22 protein-coding genes are annotated in these 21,610 nt (G+C 46.0%); 20 read left to right on the forward strand and 2 right to left on the reverse strand.

The features are described 5' to 3' along the window. Window positions 1-44 precede the first annotated feature (44 nt). From mreC to C6P39_RS23415, 9 genes are all read left to right on the forward strand, one after another. Window positions 45-902, forward strand: coding sequence for a rod shape-determining protein MreC (mreC, locus tag C6P39_RS23375; RefSeq protein ID WP_095173108.1), 858 nt, complete (start codon window positions 45-47; stop codon window positions 900-902). Next, complete coding sequence (gene mreD / locus C6P39_RS23380) at window positions 903-1,436, forward strand: rod shape-determining protein MreD (protein ID WP_095173107.1); 534 nt, start codon at window positions 903-905, stop codon at window positions 1,434-1,436. After that, entirely contained in the window at window positions 1,421-4,315 is a 2,895-nt protein-coding gene (locus tag C6P39_RS23385; RefSeq protein ID WP_104805373.1) for a penicillin-binding transpeptidase domain-containing protein, read from the forward strand. The genes mreD and C6P39_RS23385 overlap by 16 nt, the downstream gene beginning before the upstream one ends. Before the next feature lie 120 nt (window positions 4,316-4,435). Next, window positions 4,436-5,224, forward strand: coding sequence for a septum site-determining protein MinD (gene minD / locus C6P39_RS23390; protein ID WP_095173105.1), 789 nt, complete (start codon window positions 4,436-4,438; stop codon window positions 5,222-5,224). Between the two features lie 20 nt (window positions 5,225-5,244). Continuing rightward, window positions 5,245-5,499, forward strand: coding sequence for a cell division topological specificity factor MinE (gene minE, locus C6P39_RS23395; protein ID WP_242964008.1), 255 nt, complete (start codon window positions 5,245-5,247; stop codon window positions 5,497-5,499). Between the two features lie 43 nt (window positions 5,500-5,542). Further along, window positions 5,543-6,673: an FtsW/RodA/SpoVE family cell cycle protein gene (locus C6P39_RS23400; protein ID WP_095173104.1), complete on the forward strand. Its 1,131-nt coding sequence runs from the start codon at window positions 5,543-5,545 to the stop codon at window positions 6,671-6,673. Beyond that, a complete protein-coding gene (locus tag C6P39_RS23405; RefSeq protein WP_095173103.1) occupies window positions 6,670-7,065 on the forward strand; it encodes a methylglyoxal synthase in 396 nt (131 codons plus the stop codon). The genes C6P39_RS23400 and C6P39_RS23405 overlap by 4 nt, the downstream gene beginning before the upstream one ends. Then, window positions 7,049-8,098 (forward strand): D-alanyl-D-alanine carboxypeptidase family protein, encoded by a 1,050-nt coding sequence (locus C6P39_RS23410; RefSeq protein WP_095173102.1) that lies wholly within the window; start codon window positions 7,049-7,051, stop codon window positions 8,096-8,098. The genes C6P39_RS23405 and C6P39_RS23410 overlap by 17 nt, the downstream gene beginning before the upstream one ends. 141 nt (window positions 8,099-8,239) lie before the next feature. Next, complete coding sequence (locus C6P39_RS23415) at window positions 8,240-8,665, forward strand: twitching motility protein PilT (RefSeq protein ID WP_095173101.1); 426 nt, start codon at window positions 8,240-8,242, stop codon at window positions 8,663-8,665. A 79-nt stretch (window positions 8,666-8,744) separates the two neighbouring features. Here C6P39_RS23415 and C6P39_RS23420 read toward each other — a convergent pair whose 3' ends face one another. Further along, the gene (locus C6P39_RS23420; RefSeq protein ID WP_065541707.1) at window positions 8,745-8,957 is read right to left on the reverse strand and encodes a DUF378 domain-containing protein; all 213 of its coding nucleotides are present in this window, start codon (window positions 8,955-8,957) and stop codon (window positions 8,745-8,747) included. Between the two features lie 131 nt (window positions 8,958-9,088). Between C6P39_RS23420 and C6P39_RS23425 the strand changes: the two genes are divergently transcribed. The 8 genes from C6P39_RS23425 to C6P39_RS23460 all read left to right on the forward strand — a co-directional run bounded on the left by C6P39_RS23425 (window position 9,089) and on the right by C6P39_RS23460 (window position 16,003). After that, window positions 9,089-10,570 (forward strand): HlyD family efflux transporter periplasmic adaptor subunit, encoded by a 1,482-nt coding sequence (locus tag C6P39_RS23425; protein WP_095173100.1) that lies wholly within the window; start codon window positions 9,089-9,091, stop codon window positions 10,568-10,570. 13 nt (window positions 10,571-10,583) lie between these two features. Continuing rightward, the gene (locus tag C6P39_RS23430; RefSeq protein WP_104805374.1) at window positions 10,584-11,279 is read left to right on the forward strand and encodes a YggS family pyridoxal phosphate-dependent enzyme; all 696 of its coding nucleotides are present in this window, start codon (window positions 10,584-10,586) and stop codon (window positions 11,277-11,279) included. Between the two features lie 16 nt (window positions 11,280-11,295). Continuing rightward, complete coding sequence (locus C6P39_RS23435; RefSeq protein WP_095173098.1) at window positions 11,296-11,898, forward strand: cell division protein SepF; 603 nt, start codon at window positions 11,296-11,298, stop codon at window positions 11,896-11,898. 17 nt (window positions 11,899-11,915) lie between these two features. Next, on the forward strand, window positions 11,916-12,668 hold the full coding sequence (locus C6P39_RS23440) for a YlmH family RNA-binding protein (protein WP_104805375.1): 753 nt from the start codon (window positions 11,916-11,918) through the stop codon (window positions 12,666-12,668). Window positions 12,669-12,684: 16 nt separating this feature from the next. Then, window positions 12,685-13,776 (forward strand): 3-dehydroquinate synthase, encoded by a 1,092-nt coding sequence (gene aroB, locus C6P39_RS23445; RefSeq protein ID WP_104805376.1) that lies wholly within the window; start codon window positions 12,685-12,687, stop codon window positions 13,774-13,776. 16 nt (window positions 13,777-13,792) lie between these two features. Then, entirely contained in the window at window positions 13,793-14,314 is a 522-nt protein-coding gene (gene lspA / locus C6P39_RS23450; RefSeq protein ID WP_095173095.1) for a signal peptidase II, read from the forward strand. Next, window positions 14,311-15,225 carry an RluA family pseudouridine synthase gene (locus C6P39_RS23455; protein ID WP_095173094.1) on the forward strand — a complete coding sequence of 305 codons (915 nt, stop codon included), beginning with the start codon at window positions 14,311-14,313 and terminating at the stop codon, window positions 15,223-15,225. Before lspA ends, C6P39_RS23455 begins: the two co-directional genes overlap by 4 nt. Window positions 15,226-15,361: 136 nt before the next feature. Beyond that, window positions 15,362-16,003, forward strand: coding sequence for a cytidylate kinase-like family protein (locus C6P39_RS23460; protein ID WP_065541699.1), 642 nt, complete (start codon window positions 15,362-15,364; stop codon window positions 16,001-16,003). An 87-nt stretch (window positions 16,004-16,090) separates the two neighbouring features. On the opposite strand, the gene C6P39_RS23465 is transcribed toward C6P39_RS23460, so the two are convergent. Further along, entirely contained in the window at window positions 16,091-16,819 is a 729-nt protein-coding gene (locus tag C6P39_RS23465; protein WP_095173093.1) for a tRNA 2-thiocytidine biosynthesis TtcA family protein, read from the reverse strand. A gap of 228 nt (window positions 16,820-17,047) precedes the next feature. On the opposite strand from C6P39_RS23465, the gene C6P39_RS23470 reads away from it, so the two are divergent. From C6P39_RS23470 to C6P39_RS23480, 3 genes are read left to right on the forward strand one after another with little or no spacing between them, the layout of a single operon-like run. Further along, a complete protein-coding gene (locus tag C6P39_RS23470) occupies window positions 17,048-18,346 on the forward strand; it encodes an AI-2E family transporter (RefSeq protein ID WP_095173092.1) in 1,299 nt (432 codons plus the stop codon). Continuing rightward, a complete protein-coding gene (gene dtd, locus C6P39_RS23475; protein ID WP_095173091.1) occupies window positions 18,343-18,792 on the forward strand; it encodes a D-aminoacyl-tRNA deacylase in 450 nt (149 codons plus the stop codon). The genes C6P39_RS23470 and dtd overlap by 4 nt, the downstream gene beginning before the upstream one ends. Window positions 18,793-18,802: 10 nt before the next feature. Then, window positions 18,803-21,349 carry a peptidoglycan DD-metalloendopeptidase family protein gene (locus C6P39_RS23480; RefSeq protein WP_158661678.1) on the forward strand — a complete coding sequence of 849 codons (2,547 nt, stop codon included), beginning with the start codon at window positions 18,803-18,805 and terminating at the stop codon, window positions 21,347-21,349. Window positions 21,350-21,610: the final 261 nt, after the last annotated feature.

The raw sequence follows: 21,610 nt of genomic DNA on the forward strand, positions 1-21,610 counted from the left end.
ATGGACTTTCTGTTGTTATGAATAAAAAGCTGAGGTTTTATAGAATGAAAAAAAAGCATGATTGGAACATAAAAAGTAAACATATCCTGGTTATCATGATTCTGGTGTGCATCAGCCTGATGCTTCTCACCTTTGCAGAGAAATTTCCGGCAGCACCGGTCAGAAAAGCAGCCAGTTACGCAGTCGTACCTTTCCAGAACGGCATCAATAAAGTGGGGACCGCATTAAGTGAAATGACATCCGGTTTCCGCAATAAGAAAAAGCTGGTGGAGGAAAATGAAAAGCTTCAGAGCAAAGTGGACGAGCTTACAGCTGAAAACAGCCGTCTGACCCAGTCCATCAGCGAACTGGACCGTCTGAAAAAGCTCTATGATCTCGACAAGGAATACAGTGAATATGACAAGGTTGGCGCGGAAGTGATCAGCAAGAACTCCGGCAACTGGTTTTCCACCTTTACCATCAACAAAGGCAGTGATGACGGCATTCAGAAGGACTGCAATGTCATAGCAGGAAGCGGGCTGGTGGGCATCGTCACAGAGGTGGGAAAAAACTGGGCAACGGTCCGTTCCATCATAGATGACACCAGCAATGTAAGTGCCATGACCATGACCACCTCTGACACCTGCATTGTGTCAGGCGATCTGCGTCTGATCGATGAGGGTAAACTGCAGTTTATCCATCTCAAAGATGAGGATGACAAAATACAGGAAGGTGAAAAGATTGTCACATCCGCAACCAGCGACAGATTCCTGAAGGGGATCCTGATTGGATATGTCAGTGAGATAGAAGAAAATCCCAATAACCTTACAAAGACGGGAACGCTCACACCAGCAGTGGATTTTGAACATCTGCAGGAGGTACTTGTGATCAAAGAACTGAAACAGCAGAAGGGAGATTCATAAATGAGAATTCAAAGGAAAGTGGTAACCCTCCTTCTGATTCTGATCTCCGCTATCCTTCAGGGAACTCTTTTCAAAGCGCTTTCCATCGGCTCCATCACGCCAAACCTGCTGTTGATCCTGACAGTTTCCTTTGGTTTTATGCGGGGCAAGAAGAACGGCATCTGGATCGGATTTTTTTGCGGTATCTTAAAAGATCTGCTCTCAGACGGACTGCTTGGTTTTTACGCTTTGGTCTATCTGTGCATCGGCTATGCGGCAGGCTGCTGCTGTAAGCTGTTCTACGATGAGGAACTCCGTGTTCCCATCATACTTATGGCTGCAGGGGATTTGGTCTACGGCGGCCTGGTATATGGAATGCAGTATCTGATGCGGGGACGCATACAGTTTTACTACTATTTTGGAAGGATCATCATCCCGGAAATGATATATACGGTTCTTATGACTGTTCTTCTCTACAGGTTACTCTTTAACATTAACAAGCGGCTGACAGAACTGGAAATGAAGGAGAGAGATTCTATTTGGCTAAGAAAATAAAAAACTTTTTAAAAAAATTATGTATCAAACGAACTACCGTGCTGTTTCTGGTATTTATCCTTATGTTTTTTATCCTGATACAGCATCTTTTCAAACTTCAGATCATAGAAGGCGACGAGTACGCCGACAATTTTAATCTGAGCACCACAAAAACACGTACCATAAAAAGCACCCGCGGAAATATCCGGGACCGCAACGGCCAGCTTCTGGCCCACAACCAGTTGTCCTATTCCATTATACTGGAAGACAACGGAAGCTATGACTCCAACAGGGAGAAAAATCTGACCCTCAACTATGTGGCCTATTCCCTGATGAAGATCTTGGAAGCCAACGGCGAGACCCTGGACACCTCCTTTCATATTGTGGTGGATGAGAACGGGGAGTATGCTTTTGACGCAACAGATTTTACCCTGAACCGTTTCAAAGCCGATGTATACGGACAGGCGAAAATAGATTCCCTTAAAAAGGATCAGCTCAACGCTTCTCCTAAAAAGATCATGGATTATCTGTGCAGTGCCGAGCGTTTCGGACTGGTAAACAAAGATGACCCGTATACAGCGGAGGAGCTGAAGAAACATAACCTGCCGGAATCCTTTACTCCGGAGGAAACCCTGGCGATCGTCCGTATCCGTTATGCACTGTCTGCCAACAGCTTTAAAAAGTATGTGCCGGCAACCATTGCCACTAACGTCAGCGACAATACGGTTGCCATGGTCATGGAGAGCAAAGACAAACTTCAGGGTGTTGATATTATGGAAGATTCCATCCGTGTGTATGACGACGGCGTATATTTTGCACCCATTATCGGCTACACAGGAAAAGCTTCCGCAGAGGAGCTGGAGGAACTGCAGAAAGACAATCCGGATTATTCCACAGATGCTGTGATCGGTAAGACCGGAATTGAACAATATATGGAAACCACTCTTCAGGGAAAAGACGGGGAGGAGCAGGTGACTGTGGACAACTTAGGAAAGGTACTGCAGATCAACGAAGACTCCCGGATCAACCCGGTATCAGGGGATGATGTCTACCTGACTATTGACAAAGACCTCCAGGAAGTGGCGTACGAGGTTCTGGAACAGAAGATTGCAGGTATCCTTTCCGATAATATCATTATGGCAAAGGAATTCGACCAGGATTCCACCAACAACGATACCAGTAATATCCGTACACCGATCTATGATGTATATAATGCGCTCATAGGCAACAGCGTGATCGATACCAGCCATTTTAAAGCGGAGGACGCCTCTGAGACAGAGCAGACGATCTACGGACTTTTTACCCAGAAGCAGGCGGAAGTCTTTGAAGCCATCCGGCAGGAGCTTACCGCTGCTGCACCGGAAGCTTACAAAGATCTTCCAAAAGAAATGCAGGAGTACCAGAGTTATATTGTCAATGACTTCCTTATGAATAAAAAGGGAATCCTGTCCATGGATGCCATTGATGCCAGTGATCCCACTTATATTGCCTGGACAAAGGACAGCTCCATAAGCTTAAAAGAATTTTTAACATATGCGGCAAGCCAGAACTGGATCGACATTTCCCAGTTTTACGCAGAGGGGGATTATCTGGATTCCACGGAAGTTTATAATGCTCTTTCTGAGTATCTGACAGAGTCCCTGACAAACGATTCCGAGTTCTCCAAGATCATATATAAATATATGATACTGTCAGACACCATATCCGGAAACCAGCTCTGCCTGGTGCTCTTTGATCAGGGAGTCCTGGAGGCAGATGAGGAATCCTATAATGCGCTTGCATCCGGTCAGAAAAAGTCCTATGATTTCCTGAAGGATAAGATCAGTAACCTGGAGATCACCCCGGCCCAGCTGGCCCTTGATCCCTGTTCCGGATCTTTGGTCATGACGGATACAAACTCCGGAGAAGTTCTGGCCTGTGTCACCTATCCGGGGTATGACAATAACCGTCTGGCAAACCAGATGGATGTGGATTATTACGCTAAACTTTCCCTTGACCTTTCAAGACCCTTCTTTAATAAAGCTACACAGCAGAAGACCGCGCCCGGTTCCACTTTTAAGATCGTGACAGCCGTTGCGGGAATGGAAGAAGGAATTGTTGACGATAATTATGGTGTGACCTGTACCGGTGAATTTACCAAAGTCACGCCACCTATTAAGTGCTGGCTGCATACCGGACATGGATATCTGGGAATACAGGGTGCCATTAAAAACTCCTGTAATACTTTCTTTAACCAGGTTGTCTATGATATGGGAACCGACAATGACGGAAACTTTTCAGATTCACTGGGACTTGAAAAACTTCGGAAATATGCAGAGCTGTTCCAGTTAGACCAGAAATCAGGCATAGAGATCACAGAGGCCGAACCACAGATCACGGACGAAGCTGCCGTGGCATCTGCCATCGGACAGGGTACCAACAACTACACCACCTCACAACTGGCACGCTATGCCACCACAATCGCAAGCCGGGGAAACATTTATTCGTTGTCCCTTCTTGATAAAGTTACAGACTCCAAAGGAAACCTCATCGAAGACTACACACCGGAGTTAAAGGCTACTATGGACATTCCGAACAATGAGTGGGATATCATTCATGCCGGAATGCGGGAAGTGGTAGAGAACAATGAAGCCTTCCAGGACTTTGATTACCCGGTATCCGGTAAGACCGGTACCGCCCAGGAAGTAACAACCCGGCCCAGCCACGGACTTTTCATCGGATTTGCCCCATCGGACAATCCGGAGATCGCCATGGCAGTCCGCATTGCCAATGGATACAGTTCCACCAATGCGGCAGCAGTAGCAAAAGATGTAATCAGCTATAAGTACGATCTTGTGGAGAAAGATGCGATAGTTACCGGAACGGCATCCGCAGGCGGAAGTACACAGCAGACAGACTAAACCTTTTTTGAGTCTTGAAAATACGCACGAAAAGTAAAGGCGGTTAATGCCGCAGTTTCGTAACAGTTCAGCTTATCTGAGCTGTTGCGCAGCTTCAAAAAGGATTTAGGAGGATAGGATATGAGTGAAATTATTGTAGTGACTTCCGGAAAAGGCGGGGTCGGAAAAACCACCGTTACGGCAAATCTGGGGCTTGGACTTGCAAAGCTCAACAAAAAGGTTGTCGTAGTGGACACGGATATCGGGCTTAGGAACCTGGACGTGGTCCTTGGGCTTGAGAACAGGATTGTCTATAATCTCATTGATGTCATTGAGGGGAGCTGCCGCATGAAGCAGGCGCTCATCCGGGACAAGCAGTGTGACAATCTCTGCCTGCTTCCCTCTGCCCAGACCAGAGACAAGACAGCTATCACACCTGAACAGATGATTAAACTGACAGATGATCTGTCGGAAGAGTTTGACTATATTCTGCTGGACTGCCCGGCAGGCATTGAACAGGGCTTTAAAAATGCCATTGCGGGGGCTAACCGGGCCATTGTGGTCACTACGCCTGAGGTATCCGCCATCCGCGACGCAGACCGTATTATCGGGCTTTTACAGGCAAATGAAATGCCGAGAGTGCAGCTTATCATCAACCGTCTGCGTATGGATATGATAAGGCGCGGGGAAATGATGTCTGTGGAGGACGTGACGGAGATCCTGGCTGTGGAACTTTTAGGCGCGATCCCGGATGATGAGGCTGTGGTCATTGCCACCAATCAGGGAGAGCCTCTCTGCGGGCAGGACTCCATGTCAGGACAGGCATTTTTAAACATCTGCCGCAGGATAGCGGGGGAGGATGTACCTTTCCTGAATTTCCAGACAAAGCAGGGTGTGTTTAAAAGGCTGTCCGGTATCTTTAAAAAATAATAAGGTAAGGGAGGGCCTGCGTGTTGATTCATTTTCGGAATAAACGTTCCGGTCATGTAGCAAAGGACCGGCTGAAGCTTCTCCTCGTATCCGAGAGGCTGGATTGTTCTCCACAAATGATGACCATGCTTCAAAACGATATGGTCCGTGCCGTGAGTAAATATTTCACTGTACAGGAACAAAAAGTGGAGATCCGTTATTTGAAGGATACCACTACCGTTTTGGCAAAGATTCCTCTGAAAGCGGATATACAGGAATCCTATCCCGGTTTTTAGGAACAGGTAAAAAAGGACTTTAAGGATAAAACTAGGTGTTTTCATGATTAAACAATATAAACTACGTGACTATAATTTCAGACTGGTGCTGTTTCTGGTTGTACTCACCTTCATGGGGGTGCTGCTGGTTGGAAGTGCGGAACCGGATTTGCAGAGGAAGCAGTTCTTTGGTATGATGCTGGGGCTTATTGTCATGGCGGTCATATCCCTGATGGATTTCAGCTGGATCCTGAACTTCTACTGGATCATGTATGTGGGCAATATCCTCATGCTTCTTCTGGTACGGCTGATTGGTACAGAGTCCAAAGGCGCTGCCAGATGGCTGCGGATCGGAAGCTTCCAGTTCCAGCCTACAGAGCTGGCGAAGATCATTCTCATTCTGTTTCTCGCACGCTATCTGATGGAACACGAGGAAGATTTGAATACATTAAAGACAATATTGAAAACAGTCGTGCTGATGGCTATCCCTCTGCTTTTGATTTATAACCAGCCGGACTTGAAAAATACCATTACAGTTGCTATACTTTTCTGTATACTGCTGTATCTTGCAGGGCTGAGCTATAAAATTATAGGCGGGGCGCTGCTGATTGCCATACCCCTGGTGGTTGTATTTCTGTTTATTGTCATACAGCCGGACCAGAAGCTCATAAAAGAATATCAGAGAGACCGGATCATGACCTTTCTCTATCCGGAGGAAGAGGAATACTCAGACGATGTACTCCAGCAGCAAAATTCCATCATGGCGATCGGCTCAGGAAAATTGACAGGAAAAGGTTTGAACAACAATGAAGTGGCATCGGCAAACAAAGGCAACTTTGTATCAGAGAGCCAGACAGACTTTATCTTTTCCGTTGCAGGGGAGGAACTGGGATTTTTGGGCTGTACAGCCCTGCTCCTTCTTATTTTTCTGATCATATATGAGTGTATGAGGACGGGCAGGAGGGCAAAGGATTTATCCGGCAGCCTGATATGCTACGGTATGGCATCCGTTATAGCAGTACAGAGCTTTATCAACATCTGCGTGGCAACGGGACTTGGCCCCAACACAGGTACGCCGCTTCCCTTTGTCAGCTACGGGCTTTCTTCCATGGTAAGCCTTTATATCGGTATGGGGCTGGTATTAAATGTCAGTCTTCAGAAAAACAGAACCTACAGGGAGGTAGAAAAATCGTGAACATCGGATTAATTGCACACAACTCTAAGAAAAAATTAATGCAGAACTTCTGTGTTGCCTACAGGAGTATCCTTTCAAAAAATCAGCTATACGCCACAGGTACCACAGGCAGGCTCATTGAGGAGGCTTCCAATTTGAATGTACACAAGTTCCTGGCCGGCCATCTGGGCGGAGAACAGCAGATGGGAGCGCTGATCGAACAGAACCAGATGGATCTCATCATCTATCTGCGGGAACCACTGGCGCCTCAGAAACATGATCCGGATGTAAAGCGGATCTTTCATCTGTGTGACACACATAATATACCACTGGCAACCAATCTTGCCACAGCAGAAATGATGATCAGATCACTTGACAGAGGAGAGTTAGACTGGCGTGAAATGTACAAATAAACCAAAAAAAAGGCTTTCCAAAAAGGCACAGAGAAAGCGTAAGATCAAGCGTACCCTGTTTCTTGGCATGTTTTTCGTTATCCTGCTGTTAGCAGGTGTGCTGGGGATCTTCATGCTGAAAGGAAAACAGGCCGTGGATGCGCCTATGGCGTTCAGGCTGACTACGGAAGTGTTTGGTCAGACCATAGGCGAGGATTCCCTGGTAGCAAAAGGTGTGGCAGCAGATCTGTGCGTGGGTGCAGGTGATACACCTCTGGAAGGGATTGAGACCCAGGGAGAAGAAAGAGCAGCACTGTTTGATATTCAGGACAAAAAACTGCTTTTTTCAAAATCGCTGTATGAAAAGTCTTATCCGGCCAGTATCACTAAGATCATGACCGCACTGGTAGCACTCGGCAAAGCCAACATGGATGAGATTGTGACCATTCAGGCACAGGATGTCCAGCTGGAGGCGGATTCCCAGGTCTGCGGACTTGCGGAGGGAGACCAGATATCCATGGACCAGCTCTTCCATGCACTTCTTGTCTATTCAGCCAATGATGCGGCGATGGCTATTGCCAGGACCGTGGGCGGCAGCGTGGAAGGCTTTGTGGATATGATGAATGAGGAAGCCCAGCGCCTGGGCATGACAGGGACACATTTTGTGAATCCGCACGGACTTCACGATGAGGAGCACTATACAACAGTATATGACATCTATCTGATGCTCAATGAAGCCATGAAACATCAGGAGTTCACGGATATTACCCAGCTAAGCAACTATACCATCAACTATAAGTCTGCAGACGGTACCCAGATGCAGAAGTGGCTGGACGCCACAGACCAGTATCTGACAGGGGAGTCCAGCGCACCTAAAGGAGTTACTATTCTGGGCGGTAAGACCGGAACCACCGCCAAAGCAGGAAACTGTTTGGCTCTTATGGTTCAGAATAACTATGGCGAACCTTATGTTTCCATTGTTCTGAATGCGGAAAACAAACCCGTTTTGTATGAACGCATGAACCAGCTTCTTGAGAAAGTGAACCGTTCCTAAAGAAATAATGAAATTTCAAAAAATAGCAGAAATTTTTTATTTTACCATTGTATTTTTGAACGAAATGCACTATAATTAATTCCAAGATAACCACGTTTTTAGTAAATATACATATTACGTGCGGCTAAGGAGGAAAATGCGATGGTTCAGTTAATTGTAGGTGAAAAAGGTAAAGGAAAGACAAAAATTCTTCTAGACAAGGCTAATGCTGAGGTCAGGAACGCGAACGGCTCAGTTGTTTACTTAGATAAGAGTACAAAGCATATGTATGAGCTGAATAATAAAATCCGTCTGATAGATGTGATGGAATACGGTATTGAAAACAGTGATGAATTTGTTGGTTTTATCCGCGGTATTGTTTCCCAGGATCATGATCTTGAACAGATGTATCTGGATGGTTTCCTGAAGATCTCCAGACTGGAAAATTCCCCGGAGAACATTTCTAAGGTTATGGCCAGCCTTGAGAAGATTGCAGAGCGTTATAATGTTTCCTTTATTATCAGCCTTTCAAAAGACGAAAAGGATCTTCCTGAAGATGTGAGACATATGATCGTCACATCTTTATAAATAAACAAAAACGAATGAGTAAAAAAGCCGCTGCACACCCTGAAAAGACAGGCGTGCGGCGGCTTTTTTCTGCGCGTGCTCAGCGGTCACCCATAGATGTGATCCTTCCGAAGAGGCTCAGCAGATAGAGTCCGCAGATTCCTACAATGACATATACAACTCTTGAAAGCCATGTCATGTCTCCGAACAGGAATGTAACCAGATTGAAACGGAACAGTCCGATCAACCCCCAATTGAGGGCGCCGATAACGGTAATAACTAATGCGGTATAATCTAATCCATTTGATTTCATGATAATTCCTCCTTTATCTTTTTCTATTTTCTGCATTATTTATAATTTTTATACAATAAAATTGGCTATTGTACTTAAATGCCGAAAATGTTAAAATGGAAAACGATAATGAAAGGAGATTTTCATTCCAATTGAGAGAAAAAATATTGACATTTATAAAAAACTTGCTGAATATCATCAAAAAATTATTTACTTTTAATATTGCCACACTGCTTTTTGGCGCACTGTTTATTTACATGCTGATCACCGTTCTGCTTTACATCACCTCCACCCACGTCACCTCCTATCAGGTAACGGCAGGTCCTCTCTCCAGGAACCCTGTCTGTACAGCACTGGCGGTACGCGACGAGGAGGTTGTCTCTGCCGACAGCCCGGGCTATATACGTTACTATGCCAGGGAAGGCATGAAAGTACGAAAGGGCGGCAATGTCTATGCCCTGAGCGATACCAAAAACGTCAAGGCTGATATCACCCTGTCCAAAGACCAGCTGGAGCAAGTCCGCACCAGGATCGCTGATTTTTCCAATAACTTCAGCGGAACGGATTTTTACGATGCCTACAGTTTCAAATATGAAATGCAGGGCCTGATCTTTCAGCAGGCATCCTCCCAGGGGACGGCGCCGGCTGACGCAGTGGAGGACCAGGACGAGGTGGACAGTGATGTGACCGTCATCCGGGGTTCCATGACGTTCGGAAACCAAGTGGTACATACATCCCCCAGCGCAGGTCTTGTCATATACTCCACAGACGGATATGAAGGAAAAACCGTAGAGGACCTGACAGAGGAAGATTTTAATCAAAAAGCCTATGAAAAGAAGGACCTGCTCACAGACGGGCAGGCCAAAGCCGGAGATGCTGTGTACAAACTGGTCAAAGATGACAACTGGACGCTCATGGTGCCGCTATCCGACAAACTGGCTGCTAAACTTGCAGACCGCAAGAGTATCAAAGTGAAGTTTCTAAAAGACGGAGAGACACAGACCGGACAGCTCTCCATTATGAACGTGGGAAACCAGAAGGTGGCAAAGATCACACTGAAAAATGGTATGGTGCGCTATGCCTCTGACCGATTCCTCAAAATAGAATTGGTCATCAATACCCAGAGCGGGCTGAAGATCCCCATGAGTTCTATTGTGACCAAAGAATTTTATATCATTCCCTCCTCTTTCCTGACCAAAGGAGGAAATGAAAATTCTGCCGGATTCCTGCGTGAGACAGCCACGAAAGGCGGAGATAAGACAACAGAGTTTGTATCTGCCACTATTTATAAGAACACAGCAGAGGAGAACCTGGATGCCGAAGTATCCGAGGATACAGAGAATACGGCAGCCCAGGATGGGTACTGTTATGTGGATAAACAGACCTTCCAGGACGGGGATGTCCTGTATAAGCCGGAAACACAGGAAACCTTTGTGGTAGGTGAGATTGACTATCTGGAGGGTGTTTACAGTATGAACAAAGGATATGCGGTATTCAGACAAATTGATATCATTGATCAGAATGAAGAATACTGTATTGTAAGACCCAACACATCTTACGGTCTGGAAGCCTTTGACAGAATTGTGGAGGACGGAGAGAGCGTAAAAGAAGAAGATATACTGACTGGAAAGTAAGGAGAGATGAAACATGAGTGTATGTGAAAATTATCTTGCAGTGGAAGAAAAAGTAAAGGAAGCCTGCCGCCGGGCAGGAAGAAACCGGGATGAGGTTACCCTCATCGCTGTGAGCAAGACAAAACCCATGTCTATGATCGAGGAACTGCTGCCTCTGGGCGTAGTGGATTTCGGTGAGAACAAGGTACAAGAGCTGACAGCCAAGGAGGAGGCACTTCCCTCAGGGATTCACTGGCATATGATTGGACATTTACAGAGAAACAAAGTAAAATACATCGTGGACAAAGCCTGTCTGATCCATTCGGTGGATTCCCTCCGTCTGGCAGAGACGGTCAGCCAGGAAGCGAAAAAAAAAGGGGTAACTGCCAATATTCTCATCGAAGTCAATGTGGCCGGTGAGGACAGCAAATTTGGTGTAAGCCCGGATGAAACGGCGGCACTTGCGGAAGCCATATCAAAACTTCCAAATATTGCGGTGAAAGGGCTGATGACCATTGCCCCGTTTGTTGAAAATGCTGAAGAAAACAGGGAAGTTTTTAGAAATTTAAGAAAATTAAGTGTTGACATTGAAGAGAAAAAATTTAATAATGTTACTATGGCTGTGCTCAGCATGGGCATGACTGGTGATTATGAGGTTGCCATTGAAGAGGGTGCCACGATGGTCCGTGTAGGGACAGGCATTTTCGGAGAAAGAGATTATAGCAAATAAGATTGGAGATTTTATCATGGGTGTTTTAGATAAGTTTTTAGATGCGATCAAAGTGAACGACGATTACGACGACGACGAATTTCTGGATGATGAGTTCGATGACGAGTTCGATGATGAAAAACCCAAGAGACGTTTCTTCAAAAAATTAGAGGAAGATGATGATGACTTAGACGACTATGAACCGCGCAGCTACAAAAAGGCGGAAAAGCAGTCTGCTCCCAAGGCGTCCAAGCCTGTTAAGTCACAAAAGACTGCCAAGTCTGCATCTTCAGCTGCAGCTTCCTCCTCCAAGGTTACCCCGATGCGTCAGGTAAAAAGAACAGGCAGCGCAATGGAAGTTTGCGTGATCAAGCCCACCAATATGGAAGATACAAGAGAGATTGCAGATACACTGATTGCCAACTGCACCGTTATCCTGAACCTGGAAGGTCTGGATATGGAAGTTGCGCAGAGAATCATTGATTTTACTTCAGGTTCCTGCTATTCCATAGGCGGAAGCCTGCAGAAAGTGTCCAGTTACATATTTATTCTGACACCGGCCAGCGTGGACATTACCGGAGACTATCAGCAGATCTTAAACGGTGCTTTTGATATCCCGTCCATACGGACCGAATACTAATGAATTGCGGACAAACCATGGAAAAAGAAACTTTATTTGAAAAACGTATGAAAGAGTTAAGTAAGAATGCCTATTATCGCGGCGTTCTTACTTTCTCTGATTTTTTGGACTTAAATGAATTGCATATGTTGCAGAGCCTGCCAAAGAACGGATCAGGGGTCAAAGTGGAAACTTTCGGAGGCTATGCATTGGCAGAGCGTCAGATGGCAGCATTCATCCCTGATGCTCTTTTCTTTCAGCAGGATTATCCTATTTCCTGTATCCGTATCCGCCCTGCATCGGAAAAGTTTGCAGAAAGCCTGACCCACAGAGATTATCTGGGGGCCATATTAAACCTGGGTATAGAGAGAAACAAGATTGGTGATATTTTGGTGGAAGGGAAGACCGCCCATGTTTTCTGTCATGAGAATATGGCGCCGTTTCTTTTACAGGAGTTGTGCCGTGTCCGCCACACCAATGTAGTGCCGGAGCTTTTGAATGCCCTGGAGGAGCTGCCTTCCCTGAAGACAGAGAAGGTTTCGGGAACGGTGTCTTCCGTAAGACTGGACAGTGTCATCGCCCTGGCATTTTCCTCATCAAGGAGCAGTATGATTTCCCTCATAGAAGGGGGAAAAGTTTTTGTCAATGGAAAGAATATCCTCTCCAACGGATATAATCTGAAAGTGGGAGATATTGTCTCTGTGCGGGGCAAAGGAAAATTCCGTTTTGAGGAAGTAGGAGGCATCACCAAAAAGAACAGGTATCATATAAGCCTGGCCAGATATTGTTAAGACAGGAGTGAAAAGAATGACAGCAGACATATTACAGGTAAGAAGAGACGGGGATTTTTCCTATCCCATTATATTCCGTAAGGATTTTTCGGATTTATCAGCACAGCTAAAGCGGCTGGAACTGGCCAAGAGGAAATTCTGCATTGTTACAGACAGCACCGTTGCTCCGCTCTTTTTAAATACAGTAAAAAAAGAGCTGGAGAGATGCGCTTATTTTGTGACCACCTATGTGCTGCCTGCAGGGGAGGAGAACAAGACCCTGGAACAGATTCAGGGGATTTACCAGCATTTAATTGAAATGCATTTTGACCGGAAAGATTTTCTGGCAGCCCTTGGCGGCGGTGTGGTGGGCGATATGACCGGATTCGCGGCTGCTACTTATCTGAGGGGGATTGATTTTATCCAGATCCCCACCACGCTTCTGGCCCAGGTGGACAGCAGCATCGGCGGAAAGACGGGGGTTGATTTCTTAAAATATAAGAATATGGTAGGCGCCTTCCACCAGCCCCGTATGGTGTATATGAATGTGAGCACTCTGTGCACGCTGCCTCTGGAGCAGTTTTCCTGTGGTATGGGTGAGGTGGTAAAGCATGGCTTTATCCGTGACGCCTCTTACTCCCAATGGCTGTATGAGAACCGTGCCGGGATCTTGGCGCTTGATACAGACATTTTGTCGGAAATGATCTACAAAAGCTGTGTCATCAAAAAGACGGTGGTTGAACATGATCCTACAGAACAGGGGGAGCGTGCTGTGCTGAATATGGGGCACACCGTTGGACATGCTGTTGAAAAATTAAAGGATTTCCGTCTGCTTCACGGCCAGTGCGTGGCCGTAGGCACTGTGGCCTCAGCATATTTATCCATGAGACGCGGCATGATCACAGTGGAAGAGTATGAAGAGGTCAAGAAGCTTCTGGAGGCCTTTGGCCTGCCTGTCTCCACAGATGGTCTGCGTGCGGAGGAAGTGTTAAGCGTGACGAAATCAGACAAAAAGATGGAGCAGGGAAGGATCAAGTTTATTCTCATGAAAGAACCCGGATACGCGGTGGTGGATAAAACTGTGACAGATGAAGAACTGCTCACAGCCATCCGGGAAATACTGGAATAGCTGCAGGGAGACGAACATGAAGCAAAAAACAAAAAAAATCACTGTGCTGGTGCAGTTTCTCATCAGTGTGGCACTTTTAACAGGTCTTGACCAGTGGACAAAATACCTGGCTGTCCGCCATCTGAAGAATCAGCCGGATATCCCCCTGATTGACAATGTACTCTACCTGCATTATCTGGAAAACAGGGGAGCTGCTTTTGGCCTCTTTCAGAACCAGTTTCTTTTCTTTGGTATTATGACCGTCATCATTTTGTGTGCTGTGATCTATGTACTCTGGCATATGCCCTCAGATAAAAAATACCTGTTTCTCCGGATCATCTGTTTTGTCATCTGTGCAGGGGCGATTGGCAACTTTATTGACCGGGTCCGGCTGAATTATGTTGTGGATTTTATTTATTTCTCTCCCATAAATTTTCCTGTCTTTAATGTGGCGGATATCTATGTGGTAGTCTCCATGGCGTTGTTCCTGATCTCCTTTTTATTTATCTACAAAGAAGAGGATTTTGCATTTTTATCAGGGAAAGGAAAGAAGAAATGAAAAAGATCTGCCTGTTCGTTGACCCCTCCTTGGCAGGGGAACGTATCGACAAATATCTGGCATTGGAACTTGCGGACTATTCACGCTCTTTTCTTCAAAAGCAGCTTAAGGAGGGAAACGTCACTGTGGGAGACCGGCCGGTAAAATCCAGTTACCAGCTTTCAGAAGACGAGGAGATCTGTGTCTTTATACCTGACAGCCGGGAACCGGATATCCTGCCCGAGGACATCCCTTTGTCAGTCCTTTATGAAGATGAGCATCTTCTTGTGGTGGATAAACCAAAAGGAATGGTGGTGCATCCAAGCGCAGGCCATTACAGCGGCACATTGGTAAATGCTCTTTTATACCACTGCCGTGGAAATCTCTCCGGCATTAACGGAGTCCTTCGTCCCGGTATTGTACACCGTATTGATAAGGATACCACCGGTGCTCTTCTGGTATGCAAGACGGATCTGGCACACAGGAATCTGGCGCAGCAGCTCAAGGATCACAGCATAACCAGGCGCTACCGTGCCATTGTACATGGAAATCTGACAGAGGACGAGGGCGTTGTGGAAGGTCCCATCGGACGTCACCCCACAGAGCGGAAGAAAATGGCTGTCAATCAAAAGAACGGAAAACCTGCTGTCACCCATTATAAGGTTCTGGAACGTTTTGGAAACTACACCTATGTGGAATGCCGCCTGGAAACAGGCCGTACCCATCAGATACGTGTGCACATGAGCAGCATTGGGCATCCGCTTCTTGGGGATATGGTATATGGACCGAAAAAATGTCCCGTACCGGGTCTGGAAGGCCAGACACTTCACGCTATGATTTTAGGTTTTATCCATCCGGCCACAAAAGAGTATCTGGAGTTTTCTGCACCTCTTCCGGAATATTTTGAAAAACTTCTCATAAAATTCCGATAAAATAATATAAATTTTATATACAGATTGGATAAAATAGATTATAATAGTTATAGTAAGATAATAATTCCATATTTCTCTGTTGAATTGCTACAACAATCTCAGAGAGGGATTATCGAATAGAGAGGAGTGTTTGATTATGGCAGCAAATACGGTAATTACAATCGGAAGACAGTACGGAAGCGGCGGAAAAGAAGTTGGTCTGCGTCTGGCAGAGGAACTGGGTATTAAATGTTATGACAAGGAGCTTCTTGACAGGGCAGCCAAGGACAGCGGATTATGCCAGGAATTATTCGAGAATAATGACGAAAAGCCAACCAACAGTTTTTTGTATTCTCTGGTCATGGATACATATTCCTTTGGCTATTCCTCAGCGGCATTTACCGATATGCCCATCAACCACAAGGTGTTTCTGGCACAGTTTGACACAATTAAAAAACTGGCTTCTGAAGCTCCCTGCGTTATCGTTGGACGCTGTGCGGATTATGCGCTTTCTGATTACGAGGGTGCGATCAGTGTATTTATACATGCTGATCTGGATAAAAGGATCAAGAGAATCGCCAGGAAGCATGAACTGACCGACTCGGCAGCAAAAGACAGGATCCAGAAGACAGACAAGAGAAGGGCCAGTTACTATAATTACTACACCAGCAAAAAATGGGGCGATGCCACCAGCTATGACTTATGTCTGAACAGCGGCATACTGGGTATTGACGGCTGTGTGGAAATGATCAAAAAGGCCATTGAGATCAGAGATAATAAGAGAAATAAAAAAGGCTGACAGAAATACCAGTTTACGGGGATCGTAATGATCGTAATGAAGAAGCACCGCAGGATCTGCATTCTGCGGTGCTTCTTGTTACGGCATTTATTTCGGTGTTCTTTTATCCCATCCGTTTATACTGCTGTTTAAGATCGCAGTAAACATGCGTTCCTTGGTACCGGGATGTTCTTTTGTCAAATCCCGGAGCAGTTCCTTGGCATACTGTCTTTTGGTATATCCGTCTACCGGGCAGGGGCTTTTCTCCACAGGCAGGTCATATTTATTTTTAAACCCAATGACATCAGCCTCCTCCACATAGAGCAGAGGACGGATCACGGTCAAGTCCATACGGTCCAGATAGGTCTTGGGTGAAAAAGTATGAAATCTTCCTTCAAAAATAAGGGAGAGCAGCATAGTCTCCACCACATCATCCTTATGGTGGGCGTATGCCACCTTATTGCAGCCCAGTCTCTTTGCCTCCTCGTTGAGGGCTCCTTTGCGCATCTTGGCGCAGAGGGAACAGGGGTTGCTCTCTTTCCGCTCATCAAAGATGATCTGTGCGATATCTGTCTTCACCACTGTGAACGGCAGGGAGAGGGAATCACACAGCTCTTTTATTTTCTCCACATGGAACCCGGGATGACCAAGGTCCACGGTGATCACTTCTATGGAAAAAGGATGAGGGTAAAAACGCATCAGTCCGTGGAGGGCATAAAGCATAGACAGGCTGTCCTTTCCTCCCGAAACACCCACCGCGATCTTATCTCCGTCCTCTATAAGAGAGAACTCATCCACCGCTTTTCTGGTAAGACTCAATAACTTCTGTAATTTCATTTCAATATCCTCCGCAGCATAATTCTTTTCTTCTTTGTCCGCTACTGCTGTTACTTTTATTTTGGGTGATCTATCTCTCCGCCTGTAGAGGTGGGAGAATCCTCACTTATCTCGTTGAATATATCATATAAAATTAAAAAAATAAATAACTTTTTTACAGAATTATGACACAAATAATAAATTTCATGTTATAATGATTCCAGTTTATGCATAATCGGAGGCTTAATCATGAAGTTTCGTTGGGATAAAAAATATTTGTATTGGGGCGTTACAGCATTGACCGTCATTTGTGCCAGTATGCTCTTTTATTTTGGAATTTTTCATATGGATGTGCTCATACGGGGATTCCGGATTCTGAGCAGTGTTATGATGCCGGTAATATTCGGAGTGGTCATAGCCTATCTGCTGACCCCTGTGGTCAACTTTCTGGAGCAGAAATTTTTCTTTCCTCTGATGAAGAGAAGGAAAATAGAAATTAATAAAAAGAAGAAAAAAGCAGTCCGTTATATCTGCGTTTTTTTTGCGCTGATGTTCGCGCTGCTGATCATTTATTCCCTGATGGCTATGATCGTGCCGTCTATTGTGGAAAGTATCATCAGTATTATCAATGATATGCCCAGATATGTGCAGAATGTGGGCAACTGGCTGAATTCCATCCTGAAGGATAATCCGGAGCTTCGCTCCACTGCCATTGATTTCTTCAACAGCTATTCATCCAAAATGGAGACCTGGATGAATGTACAGCTCCTGCCCCAGTTAAAAGAGGTACTGCAGCAGTTTACCACAGGTGTGTTCGGCGCTCTGGTCTTCATCAAGAACTTCCTGATCGGTGCCATTATCTCTGTCTATCTGATGGCTGACAAAGAAGGATTTCTGACACAGGGTAAAATGTTCATCTACGCTGCCTTTGATGCGGAGAGGGCCAATGACATCATCAGAGGATGCCGTTTTGTGAATAAGACCTTCGGCGGTTTTGTAAACGGCAAGATCGTAGACTCCGCTATTATCGGTGTTTTGTGTTATATCCTGACCTCAGTCATAGGAACCCCCTATGCGATCCTGGTCAGTGTGATCGTTGGTGTGACCAATGTTATCCCATTTTTTGGTCCCTACCTCGGTGCTATACCCAGCGCCTTTATCATCCTGCTGGTCAATCCCATGCAGTGCCTGTATTTCCTGATCACCATTCTTCTGCTTCAGCAGTTCGACGGTAATATTCTTGGACCGAAGATCTTGGGCGGCTCCACGGGCCTGTCCAGTTTCATGGTCATTGTGGCTATCTTACTGTTCGGCGGCCTTTTAGGCATTCCGGGCATGATCATCGGTGTACCGGTATGGGCAGTGATCGTGGCAGGTCTCAAATACCTGCGCAATTCCTGGCTGAAAAAGAAAGACCTGCCCACTGAGGATAATCTGTATCAGGATGTGGATTATATTAATCCGGAAACCCTGGAACCGGTAAAACTGGTAACCGAGGAAAAAAAGGAAGAGAACGAAAAGAAAAAAAGGAGTTTTTTGCGTAAATGAAATTAGTCATTCAAAAAGTCACTGAGGCTTCTGTCCATGTGGAAGGGGAGTGCATAGGCAGTATCAACCGCGGGTTTCTGGTTTTCGTGGGAATCGGCAGAGAGGACACAAAAGAGATGGCTGACCAGTATATCAAGAAAATGGTCAACCTGCGGATCTTTGCAGATGCAGAGGGTAAGACAAACCTGTCTCTGGCAGATGTGGGCGGAGAGGTCCTTTTGATCTCCCAGTTCACACTGTACGCCAACTGCAAAAAAGGCAACCGTCCCAGCTTCTTCCATGCGGGAGAACCCCAGATGGCGGAATCACTTTATGAATATATGATAGAGAAAACAAGAGAACAAGTACCTGTAGTCAAAACCGGCAGATTCGGTGCGCTGATGCAGGTATCGCTTGTAAACGAGGGACCTTTTACCATTATATTGGATGAAAGTACATTTGCGTAAGGGGGAGAAGATGAGGAATAAAAAATTAATCAAGACAGCAGTCTGCGGTGCCATCCTGAGTGCATCCCTGATGGTAAGCCAGCAGAATATAAATGCGGCCCAGGAGGACAGTACCACAAATACCAAGGCCCAGCAAAGCGGTACATCCCAGAATATTTCCGGTTCAGATGAAGAACAGGATTCTGCATTGAATGAAGAACCGCTGCCAGATTCTGATCAGAATACAGATAATACAGAGAATCCGGATGAAAACAAGAACGATGCGGATGCTGACCCCAATGAACCTGAAGGTGATCCCGGTGATGAACCGGCCTCCGAACAGCCCGCGGGTGAGAATGATCAGGCGCTCCCTGTAAAAACAGGCTGGGTGGAGGAGGAAAACGGTACCCATTATTACAAGGAAGACGGTACCCTGGCTACCGGATGGCTTACCTTGGAGGAAGGCACTTATTACCTGGACGAGCAGGGGTTGAAAACCGTGGGATGGGGAACTGTTGACGGAAAGAAATATTATTTCCAGGATGACGGCCTTATGTATCAGAAAACCATCCTGAAAGTATCCGATAAGCTATACTATATCAATAAAGACGGCAGCTTATATACCAAAGCCGGATGGCTAAAAAGCGGAAAGACCTATTACTATGTGAATAAAGATCAAACTCTCTACAATAAAGGCTGGCTGAATTTAAACGGTGTCTGGTATTATCTGGCATCTGACGGAAAAATGAAAACAGGTCTTTTAAGTACAGATGGAAAAAAATATCTTTTAAATTCCAATGGCGCTATGCTCACCGGCAATGGCTGGGTAAGTTATAACAAGCATTGGTACTACATATATCCCAATGGATCTCTGCACACAAACAACTGGCTGAATTTAAACGGCTCCTGGTACTATCTGAATAAAGATGGAATCATGCTCACAGGCTGGCAGAAAATAGGCGGCAGCCGGTATTATCTGAATGGCAGCGGAGTTATGGAGGCAGGGGGATGGCGGCTGATCAACAACCGCTGGTATTATTTACAGGGAAACGGTGCTGCCGCCACCGGATGGCTGAATCTGGGCGGTACCTGGTATTATCTCAATCCTTCCGACGGAGTCATGAAAACAGGATGGTACATGGTGGGAAAAACCTGGTATTACTCTAATGGCAGCGGTGCCATGCAGACCGGATGGCTGAACTTAAACGGCACCTGGTATTATCTGAATGGCAGCGGCGCTATGGCAGCCGGGTGGCTGAACCTGGGCGGTACCTGGTATTACTTGAATCCGTCCAGCGGGGCCATGCAGACCGGATGGTACAAAGTGGGCAAGACCTGGTATTACTCCAACGGCAGCGGGGCCATGCAGACCGGGTGGATTATCATTGGAAATACCTGGTATTATCTGAATGGAAATGGTTCTATGGCCACCGGATGGCTGAACCTGGGTGGTACCTGGTATTATCTCAATCCCACAAGCGGGGCCATGCAGACCGGGTGGTATAAAGTAGGCAAGACCTGGTATTATTCCAATGGCAGCGGCGCCATGCAGACCGGGTGGCTCAGGGTTGGAAGTACCTGGTATTATCTCAATGGGAATGGTTCCATGGCCACCGGATGGCTGAATCTGGGTGGTACCTGGTACTATCTCAATCCTTCAGGCGGCGCTATGTGCACCGGCTGGTATCAGGTAGGAAAAACCTGGTATTATTCTAATGGCAGTGGTGTGATGCAGACCGGTTGGCTGAAACTTGGCAATACTTGGTATTATCTCAACGGCAGTGGTGCCATGCTTACCGGATGGCAGAAGATCGGCGGCTGTTCTTATTACTTTAATCCGTCAAATGGAGCTATGTCTTCCGGCTGGCTGACTATAAAAGATAAAAAATATTACCTTAACAGCAGCGGGATCACACTCACCGGATGGCAGCAGATCAGCGGAAAATGGTACTATTTCAATGGCAGCGGTGTGATGCAGACCGGTATGGTCACACTGGGAGGAAGCAAATATTATCTGGATAAAAACGGCGTCATGCTTACCGGATGGCAGAAAATAGAAGAGGATTATTACTATTTCAAATCAAACGGTGCTATGGCTGTCAATACCTACATGGACGGCTACTATCTGGACTCCAACGGAATCCGGACAGAGGTGGAAAATACCAACGGTCCGTGGTGCTTCCCCTGTCCAAGTATCACTTATGTATCCAGTGAATTCGGAAACCGTGACAGCCCGGGCGGGATCGGTTCTACCAATCATAAGGGTGTGGATTTGGCTGCACCGGCTAATTCCAGAGTTCTTGCCGCTGCAGGGGGCACTGTAGTCAATGCAGGATATGGCTGGGGAGGAGAGGGCAATTACGTGGAGATCGACCACGGGAACGGCCTTCATACCATCTATATGCACATGATCTCAAACCCTGCTGTCAAAAAAGGACAAACCGTCAAAGCCAGCCAGGTAATTGGCTATGTGGGTATGACAGGTGCCGCAACGGGATATCATCTGCACTTTGGCGTCAGCGTAAACGGCGTGTATAAAAATCCATGGGATTATATCCGCAGACCTGACGGCATGTAAGGGTTATTCTTCACCCATGTCAATACATAGCAATTCGGACTATGACTAAAAAGATAATTGCACAGCTTTGTGGACTATGACTGAAAAAAATAATTATGCAGCTCTGGACTATGACTGAAAATAATAATTGGCAGCTCTGTGGACTGTGACTGAATAAAACCCAAAAACACACATCGGTGTATCAAATTTCCGATGTGTGTTTTTTTATAGAAAAAATTTTCTATAATAGTATTGTTTTTCATTGAAAAGACAGTTTCACAT

Source organism: Blautia marasmi (assembly GCF_900258535.1).
Taxonomy (GTDB): domain Bacteria; phylum Bacillota; class Clostridia; order Lachnospirales; family Lachnospiraceae; genus Blautia; species Blautia hominis.

What these genes read in the sequence shown, in the direction of transcription:
- mreC (WP_095173108.1), top strand. Translation starts at nt 45, where the DNA reads ATGAAAAAAAAGCATGATTGGAACATAAAAAGTAAACATATCCTGGTT.
- mreD (WP_095173107.1), top strand. Translation starts at nt 903, where the DNA reads ATGAGAATTCAAAGGAAAGTGGTAACCCTCCTTCTGATTCTGATCTCC.
- minD (WP_095173105.1), top strand. Translation starts at nt 4,436, where the DNA reads ATGAGTGAAATTATTGTAGTGACTTCCGGAAAAGGCGGGGTCGGAAAA.
- C6P39_RS23400 (WP_095173104.1), top strand. Translation starts at nt 5,543, where the DNA reads ATGATTAAACAATATAAACTACGTGACTATAATTTCAGACTGGTGCTG.
- C6P39_RS23415 (WP_095173101.1), top strand. Translation starts at nt 8,240, where the DNA reads ATGGTTCAGTTAATTGTAGGTGAAAAAGGTAAAGGAAAGACAAAAATT.
- C6P39_RS23420 (WP_065541707.1), bottom strand. Translation starts at nt 8,957, where the DNA reads ATGAAATCAAATGGATTAGATTATACCGCATTAGTTATTACCGTTATC.
- C6P39_RS23430 (WP_104805374.1), top strand. Translation starts at nt 10,584, where the DNA reads ATGAGTGTATGTGAAAATTATCTTGCAGTGGAAGAAAAAGTAAAGGAA.
- C6P39_RS23435 (WP_095173098.1), top strand. Translation starts at nt 11,296, where the DNA reads ATGGGTGTTTTAGATAAGTTTTTAGATGCGATCAAAGTGAACGACGAT.
- C6P39_RS23440 (WP_104805375.1), top strand. Translation starts at nt 11,916, where the DNA reads ATGGAAAAAGAAACTTTATTTGAAAAACGTATGAAAGAGTTAAGTAAG.
- aroB (WP_104805376.1), top strand. Translation starts at nt 12,685, where the DNA reads ATGACAGCAGACATATTACAGGTAAGAAGAGACGGGGATTTTTCCTAT.
- lspA (WP_095173095.1), top strand. Translation starts at nt 13,793, where the DNA reads ATGAAGCAAAAAACAAAAAAAATCACTGTGCTGGTGCAGTTTCTCATC.
- C6P39_RS23455 (WP_095173094.1), top strand. Translation starts at nt 14,311, where the DNA reads ATGAAAAAGATCTGCCTGTTCGTTGACCCCTCCTTGGCAGGGGAACGT.
- C6P39_RS23460 (WP_065541699.1), top strand. Translation starts at nt 15,362, where the DNA reads ATGGCAGCAAATACGGTAATTACAATCGGAAGACAGTACGGAAGCGGC.
- C6P39_RS23465 (WP_095173093.1), bottom strand. Translation starts at nt 16,819, where the DNA reads ATGAAATTACAGAAGTTATTGAGTCTTACCAGAAAAGCGGTGGATGAG.
- C6P39_RS23470 (WP_095173092.1), top strand. Translation starts at nt 17,048, where the DNA reads ATGAAGTTTCGTTGGGATAAAAAATATTTGTATTGGGGCGTTACAGCA.
- dtd (WP_095173091.1), top strand. Translation starts at nt 18,343, where the DNA reads ATGAAATTAGTCATTCAAAAAGTCACTGAGGCTTCTGTCCATGTGGAA.
- C6P39_RS23480 (WP_158661678.1), top strand. Translation starts at nt 18,803, where the DNA reads ATGAGGAATAAAAAATTAATCAAGACAGCAGTCTGCGGTGCCATCCTG.